Annotated in this window: 6 protein-coding genes; 2 read left to right on the top strand and 4 right to left on the bottom strand. The window is 71.1% G+C overall.

Annotated features, from left to right (window positions below; translation table 11 throughout):
• The 3 genes from MET9862_RS27880 to MET9862_RS27890 all read right to left on the bottom strand — a co-directional run.
• A partial coding sequence (locus MET9862_RS27880) for a septal ring lytic transglycosylase RlpA family protein (protein ID WP_142586156.1) occupies positions 1 to 838 on the bottom strand: 838 nt, incomplete at its 3' end.
• A 412-nt stretch (positions 839 to 1,250) separates the two neighbouring features.
• Entirely contained in the window at positions 1,251 to 1,610 is a 360-nt protein-coding gene (locus MET9862_RS27885) for a ribbon-helix-helix domain-containing protein (protein ID WP_142586157.1), read from the bottom strand.
• The gene (locus MET9862_RS27890) at positions 1,594 to 2,253 is read right to left on the bottom strand and encodes a division plane positioning ATPase MipZ (protein WP_142586158.1); all 660 of its coding nucleotides are present in this window, start codon (positions 2,251 to 2,253) and stop codon (positions 1,594 to 1,596) included. The genes MET9862_RS27885 and MET9862_RS27890 overlap by 17 nt, the downstream gene beginning before the upstream one ends.
• A 332-nt stretch (positions 2,254 to 2,585) precedes the next feature.
• On the opposite strand from MET9862_RS27890, the gene MET9862_RS27895 reads away from it, so the two are divergent.
• Both MET9862_RS27895 and MET9862_RS27900 read left to right on the top strand, forming a co-directional pair.
• Positions 2,586 to 3,146, top strand: coding sequence for a PAS domain-containing protein (locus MET9862_RS27895; RefSeq protein ID WP_142586159.1), 561 nt, complete (start codon positions 2,586 to 2,588; stop codon positions 3,144 to 3,146).
• A gap of 73 nt (positions 3,147 to 3,219) precedes the next feature.
• Entirely contained in the window at positions 3,220 to 4,851 is a 1,632-nt protein-coding gene (locus tag MET9862_RS27900) for an acyl-CoA synthetase (RefSeq protein ID WP_142586160.1), read from the top strand.
• 250 nt (positions 4,852 to 5,101) lie between these two features.
• On the opposite strand, the gene MET9862_RS27905 is transcribed toward MET9862_RS27900, so the two are convergent.
• A partial coding sequence (locus MET9862_RS27905) for a TonB-dependent siderophore receptor (RefSeq protein WP_142586161.1) occupies positions 5,102 to 7,214 on the bottom strand: 2,113 nt, incomplete at its 5' end.

A 7,214-nucleotide genomic window follows, 5' to 3' on the forward strand; every position in this document is an offset into this window, starting at 1 on the left:
CGACGGCGGCGCTCGCCACGAGGACCGGCGCCGGGCGGCGGGCGGGGCGCGGGGCCTCCTCCGGCTCGGCCTCGGGGGCGGGCTTGAAGGCCAGCGGCGCGCGGGCGGGCTTGGCGAGCTCCTGGGCGAAGCTCTCGGCCGGCTCTTCGGAGGGGCCGAGATCGGCGACCATGATGGGGCTGCGCAGGCCGGCGGGCTGGCCGTCGGTGCGCAGGGTCGCCATCAGCTTGCGGTCGTCGCTGCCGGCGATCGAGGCCTTGCCGAGATAGGCCACGCGCACCCGCGCCGTGCCCTTGCGGTGGAAGTCGAGGGCGCGGGCCGCCTCCTCGGAAATGTCCATCACCCGGCCCGCATGGTAGGGGCCGCGGTCGTTCACGCGCACCACCATCGAGTAGCCGTTCTCGAGATTGGTGACGCGGGCATAGCTCGGCAGCGGCAGGGTCGGGTGGGCGGCGGCGATCGAGTGGCGGTCGAAGACCTCGCCGTTGGCCGTCATGCGGCCGTGGAAGGCCGAGCCGTACCAGGAGGCCAGGCCCTCGCGCACGTAGCCCTTCGCGTCCTCGCGCGGCACGTAGGTCTTGCCGGCCACCACATAGGGCTTGCCCGAGAAGCGGCGCCCGCCGCCCTTCGGGATCACGTCGCCCTCGTTGTAGAGGCGCGGGCTGGCCTTCACCCCGTATTTCGGGTCGATGCCGTTGCCCGAGGGGCCGCCGGCGAATTTCTGGGTGTTGCTGCTGCAATTGGCGGTGAGCAGCGCCACCGCCGAGACGGCGGCGAGCCGCAGCACAGGTCCGCGCCGATGGCCCGTCCCCGCCACCCGCGCGAGCGTCTTGCCCATGCCAACCACCGGCCACTCCCGAAACGCCACGCGGGGGCCCGGCGCGACCGGCGCCGGGGTCCGGACCGGCCCTCGGGGCGCACCATCGCCCCGGAGCCGGACGCACCGAGATTTGTCCGGACGCCGTAAAGGAAGCCTGAACGATCCCGCCGCGACAGGGCCGGACCGGGACCGGTCCACAGATTCCCGCGCCTGATGCGGTGGATGAGGAGATCCGCGGAACGTTCCGATCCGGTTCAGGAACCGGGCGCTGCTCTCCCTCGCCCCACCGATCCTGGGCGTTCCCAGGATCCGCAGCGCTCTGCCCCAGTCGGGCAGGCCAGACTGGGGTTGGGGGAGGGAGATCCCGGTCCCCCACCCTCTCGGGCAGCGCATCAGGATCCCGGAACAACCCTCTGGCTCAATTGAAAGATCAGCGCTCGTCCGGATCGGTGAGCTGCGCGATCGAGCGGGTCCCGCGCTGGCGGAACAGCAGGTCGAGGGCCTCCAGCATCAGGCCGTGCATCTTGGTGCGCTCGGCATGCGCCAGGTCGCGGAGCTGGTCGTAGACCGGGGGCTCCAGATAGACCGACATCTGGCGCGCCCGCTCCTTCAGGGTGTGGCCGCGCCCGCGCGCGGCGGGAAGATCGAGCTGCACGATCTCGGCGCCGGCCCGGCCGGGTTCGGCAACGGGTTTGGAGCCGAGCTTGGCGAAGGACTTCGGAGGCGCCTTGGCCGGCGGCGTCGCCGAGGCGACGATGGCGGCCAGGCTGAGCTTAGGCGGCTTCGGCATGCTTCACCGTCCGCCGGGCCGTCCGGCCCGCCTGCATGCGCCGCTCGATCCAGGACCAGAGCCGGCGCACCTCGCCCGCGGCCTGGCCCTTGGGGTTGAACTCGGTGACGCCCTGGCCGAGGCCGATCGCGTCCTGGTGGTCGGTGCGGGCGACGATGTTCACGTCCGGCAGGATGCCGAGCACCGCGAGCCCGTCCGCCGCGTCGCGGATGCGGTAGGAGCGGGGCGGGGTCTGGTTCAGCACGAAGGCGAACTTCTTCTCCAGCCGGTAGATCGCGGCGAGCGTCGGCTTGAAGGCGCGCAGGTCCGCGGGCGTCGGCCGGCAGGGGATGATGCAGAGATCGGCCGCGCGGATCGCGGCGAGGGTGCCGGCGGAATCGACGCCGGGCGTGTCGATGAAGACGTAGTCGTAGGCCGATTCGCGCAGGCGCTCCATCACGGCCTCGAGCTGGGTGGCGTCGATCTGCGCCACCTCCGGCCCCTCCTCCGTGCGGTGGTCGAGCCAGTCCGAGATCGTGGCCTGACGGTCCATCTCCAGGATGCAGACCGTGTGGCCGGCCTCGCGCGCGGCGACCGCGAGCGAGATGCACAGCGTGCTCTTGCCACTGCCGCCTTTCTGGGTGACGAAGGTGATCGCTTTCATGCCGTCCCCGCCTCGATCCCGCACCCTCCCCGCGCCGCCGTCCGCCGGACATCCTGTGACGCAGGGATGCTCTGATCCCGCGACTGAGCCGGATTATGGTTAAGGCCCGGTTAAGATCGACGCCGCCGGCCGAACCGGGCGGGCCGCTCTGAGGTCCGAATCGACAATCTGAGGTTTGCTCTTGTGCCGACCACCGATCCCGGGCTTTCCTGGGCAGGCGTTGCGTCCTAAGATGGAACCTCAAGGCCATCGCCGGGTGCGGTCCTTTTACCTCAGGTTTGCCTGAGGGCCGAGCCGGCGGTGGGACCGCTGGACACTTGCCGAGGTGCCCCATGGCGCAGGCCCAGATCCCACAGGCGATGCTCGACGCCTCCGGCGTCGTGGGGGCGTGGACCCACGACCACTGGCGCGGCAGCTTCGCGCTGTCGGCGCCCTTCGCCGCCCTGCTCGGCCTGGACCCCGAGGCCGCCGCGGCGGGCGTGCCGCTGGCCGACTTCCTCGACCGGACCCATCCGGACGACCGGGCGCGGATCGAGAGCTACCTGCACGCGGTGGGCGAGCAGGGCGGCCCGCTGGAGGCGGAGTTCCGCACCCGCGACGGCCGGGCCGGGATGCGCAAGGTGCTGATGCGCGGGCGCATCGAGCGCGACCCTTCCGGCCGCACCGGCCAGGGCCGGGGCATCGCCATCGACCTCACCGAGAACCGCGCGGCCGACCTGCACCGCTCCGAGCATCTCGTGAACCGCATGGCCGAGCACGCCATCGCCCTGCGCAGCCTCGCCGAGGCGATGCGGCGGCCCGACCTCATCGGCCGGGTGGACGAGTTGATGATCCAGATCGGCTTCGAGCTCGCCCGCTACCTGCGCGCGCCGGAGGACGGCCCGCGCCATTGATCGCGGCCGCGGCCCCCAGCTACTCTCGCGCCTGTCAGGGGGCCCGGACGAGGCCCTGCCGGGAGGTTCCACGGTGCGCGCCGACACCATCTACGACCGCGACCTCGACCGGGTCCCGGCCAACCACCAGCCGCTCTCGCCGCTGGGCTATCTCGACCGGGCCGCCCGGACCTTCCCCGACCACGTCGCGGTGATCCACGGGCCCCTGCGGCGCAGCTACGCCGATCTCTACGCCCGCTGCCGCCGCCTCGCCTCGGCGCTCGTCCGGCACGGCATCGGGCGCGGCGACACGGTGGCCGCGATGCTCGCCAACACCCCCGCGATGGTCGAGTGCCATTACGGCGTGCCGATGACGGGGGCGGTGCTCAACACCCTCAACACCCGCCTCGACGCCGCCGCGATCGCCTTCTGCCTCGCGCATGGCGAGGCCAAGGTGCTGATCACCGACCGGGAATTCGCGCGGACCATCGCGCCGGCGCTGGCCCAGCTCGACAACCCGCCGCTGGTGATCGACTACGACGATCCCGAATATGACGGGCCGGGCGAGCGGCTCGGCACGGTCGCGTACGAGGATTTCCTCGCCGGGGGCGATGCCGGCTACGACTGGGCGCTGCCGCCGGACGAGTGGGACGCGATCAGCCTGAACTACACCTCGGGCACCACGGGCGACCCGAAGGGCGTGGTCTACCACCATCGCGGCGCGGCGCTGCTGGCGCTCGGCAACGTGGTCACCTGCAATCTCGGCCAGCACCCGGTCTATCTCTGGACCCTGCCGATGTTCCACTGCAACGGCTGGTGCTTCCCCTGGACGCTCTCGATCGTGGCCGGCACCCATGTCTGCCTGCGCCAGGTCCGGGCCGGCGCGATGTACGCCCTGATGGCCGAGCACGGGGTGACGCATCTCTGCGGGGCGCCGATCGTGATGCAGCTCCTCATCAACGCGCCCGAGGCCGAGCGCCGCCCCCTGCCCCGGCCGGTCGCCTTCTTCACCGCCGCCGCGCCGCCGCCCGAGGCGGTGCTCGCCGGCATGCGCGAGGCGGGCTTCGCCGTCACCCATCTCTACGGCCTCACCGAGAGCTACGGCCCGGCCGTGGTCAATGCCTGGCACGCGGACTGGGACGCGCTTCCCCCCGAGGAGCAGGCCGCGAAGAAGGCGCGCCAGGGCGTGCGCTATCCCGTGCTGGAAGGGCTCGACGTGCGCGACCCCGAGACGATGGAGCCGGTCCCCGCCGACGGCAGCACGATCGGCGAGGTGATGATGCGCGGCAACGTGGTGATGCGCGGCTACCTGAAGAACCCGACCTCCACGCAGGCAGCCTTCGCGGGCGGCTGGTTCCGCACCGGCGATCTCGGGGTGAAGCACGCCGACGGCTACATCCAGCTCAAGGACCGCTCGAAGGACATCATCATCTCCGGCGGCGAGAACATCTCCTCGATCGAGGTCGAGGACGCCCTGTTCAAGCACCCGGCGGTGGCCGCCGCCGCGGTGGTGGCCAAGCCCGACGCCAAGTGGGGCGAGACGCCCTGCGCCTTCGTGGAGTTGAAGCCCGGCTCGGAGGCGGAGGCGGACGAGCTGATCGCCTGGTGCCGCGAGCGCCTCGCCCCCTACAAGCTGCCCCGCCACGTGGTCTTCGGCGAATTGCCCAAGACCTCCACCGGCAAGATCCAGAAATTCATCCTGCGCGAGCGGGCGCGGGAGGGGTAAGGGCGGCGGCATTCCCTCCCCCCACGGAACTCGGGCTTGCTCGAGTTCCGCTCACCTCTGCCCAAGTCGGGCAGGCCCGACTTGGGACGGGGGAGGGTGGCCCCCGAAGGGGGTCGGGAGAGGGGAGCCCGGCTTCCGGACACGGCGCCACGTCGATGCCGAGCTCTCTCCTGCAGCGTCGCTCCCCTCTCCCGCCTCGCATCCGCTCGGCACCCTCCCCCGCAGAGGGGGGAGGGTTGAGCCGGTGCCCTCACCACTTGTAGCTGAGGCTCGCCACCACGCGGCGCGCGTCGCCGTAGAAGCAGGCGGTCGCCGACTGGCAGGAGGAGACGAAGCGCCGGTCGCCGATATTCGTGGCGTTCACCGCGATGCGCCAGTTGTCGAAATTGTAGTGCACCTGCGCGTCGAACAGCACGAAGTCCGAGACCTTGAGCGTGTTGGCGACGTCGGCGTAGGAGCGCCCGACATAGCGCACGCCGCCGCCGAAGCCGAAGCCGCGCCACGGGCCCACGGGGATCGTGTAGTCGACGAAGGCCGAGGCGAAGGTCTCGGGGATGTTGACCGGGGTGCGGCCGATCCGGGCCGGGTCGGCGTCCTTGGTGGTGACGAGGTCGTAGGTGGTGAAGGCCGCGATCGCGTTGAGCCCCTCCGCGAGGGTGACGGTGAGCTGCGCCTCGAAGCCGGTGGAGCGCTGCGCGCCGGACTGGATCTGGAAGAAGAGGTTGGCCGGATCCGGCACCGTCACGCCCTGGCGGTTGATGTCGAAGCCCGCGAGCGTCAGGAAATAGCCCTGGCCCGGCGGCTCGAACTTCACGCCGCCCTCGATCTGGTCGCCGGTCTCGGGCCGGAAGGCCTGACCGCTGAAGGCGGTGCCGATCTGCGGCTGGAACGAGGTCGAGTAGCTGATGTAGGGCGCCAGCCCGACGTCGAAATTGTAGATCAGCGCCGTGCGGTAGGTGAGCGCGTTGTCGCTGCGCCCGGTGCTGGCCGAGGGGGTGAGCAGGTTGCGGATGCGGTTGTCGGCGAAGTCCTGGCGCAGGCCGAGCACCAGGGTCAGGTTGTCGGTGAGCTTGATCTGGTCCTGCGCGTAGAGGCCGAGCTGCGCGAAGGCATTCGCGTTGACCAGATAGGGCAGCGGCGCGGCGACGCGCTGGCCGTAGACCGGGAACAGGATGCTGATGTCGGGCCCGGGGAATGTCGAGGCCTGGTTGTCGTGCAGGTTGTAGTTCTTGTAGTCGAGCCCGAGCAGCAGGTCGTGCCGGAAGAAGCCGTCGAAGAAGCGCGCCTCGGCCTGGTTGTCGACCTGGAACAGGCCCGCCCGGGCGCTGTCGCGGAACTGGTAGCGGGAGAGCCGCGTCTGCGCCGTGCCGGCCGTGTAGTCGTTGCCGATATACGAGTTCTGGAAGCTGTCCACATAAGAGTAGCGGAGGTTCTGGCGGACGGTCCAGGTCTCGTTGAAGGCGTGCTCGAACTCGTAGCCGGCATAGGCCTGCTCGCGCCGGAAGGTGTTGAGCCCGACATCGCCGACATTGAGCGAGCGCGGGATGCGCAGGCCCGACGCGTTCGGCCGCACGGTGCCGTAATACGGCAGGAAGTTCGCGGTCACCGCCGCGTTATCGTACTGGAAGCTCGACAGGATGGTGAGCTTCGTCGCCCCGTCCGGCTTGTAGGTGATGGCCGGCGCGATATAGCCGCGGTCCTCCGGCGCGCCCTCGACCTGGTTGCCGCCGATCCGGCCGCTGCCGGTGAGGCGGTAGAACCAGTGGCCGTCGGCATCGGCGGGGCCGCCGAGGTCGAAGGCGGCGTAGCCGAAGCCGCCCTGTCCGAAGGCGCCGCCGCCCACCTCGATGTAGCGCAGCGGATCGAGCGGCGGGCGCTTGGTCACCTGGTTGATCAGGCCGCCCGGCGTGCCGGCGCCGAACAGCACGGCGGCGGGGCCGCGCAGCACCTCGATGCGCTCCAGGCCGAAGGTCTCGGTGCGGAAATAGGCGAAGCCGTAGTTCAGGAGCTGCAGGCCGTCGCGGTAGAGGCCGTAGTCGCTCGCCAGGAAGCCGCGCAGGATGAAGTAGTCGAGCCGGGAATCCGCGCCGAAGGTGCCCGAGTAGAGGCCGGCGGCGTATTGCGTGGCCTGGGTCAGGGTCTGGGCCTTCTGGACGTCGATCTGCTCGCGGCCGACGACGGTGATCGATTGCGGCGTCTCGATCAGCGGCGTGTTGGTCTTGGTCGCGGTCGCCGAGCGCGTCGCCACGAAGCCGTTGACCGGGCCGGTCGGGCTCTCGACGGCGCGCACGGCCCCGCCCCCCGGGCCGACGCCGCCCCGGCCCGCCCCGGCGCCCTGCCCCTCCACGCTGATCTCGCCGAGC

The organism is Methylobacterium symbioticum (genome assembly GCF_902141845.1).
GTDB classification, from domain to species: Bacteria; Pseudomonadota; Alphaproteobacteria; order Rhizobiales; family Beijerinckiaceae; genus Methylobacterium; species Methylobacterium symbioticum.

Coding starts and splice junctions, on each gene's coding strand:
- MET9862_RS27885 (WP_142586157.1), bottom strand. CDS start 1,610: ATGCCGAAGCCGCCTAAGCTCAGCCTGGCCGCCATCGTCGCCTCGGCG.
- MET9862_RS27895 (WP_142586159.1), top strand. CDS start 2,586: ATGGCGCAGGCCCAGATCCCACAGGCGATGCTCGACGCCTCCGGCGTC.
- MET9862_RS27890 (WP_142586158.1), bottom strand. CDS start 2,253: ATGAAAGCGATCACCTTCGTCACCCAGAAAGGCGGCAGTGGCAAGAGC.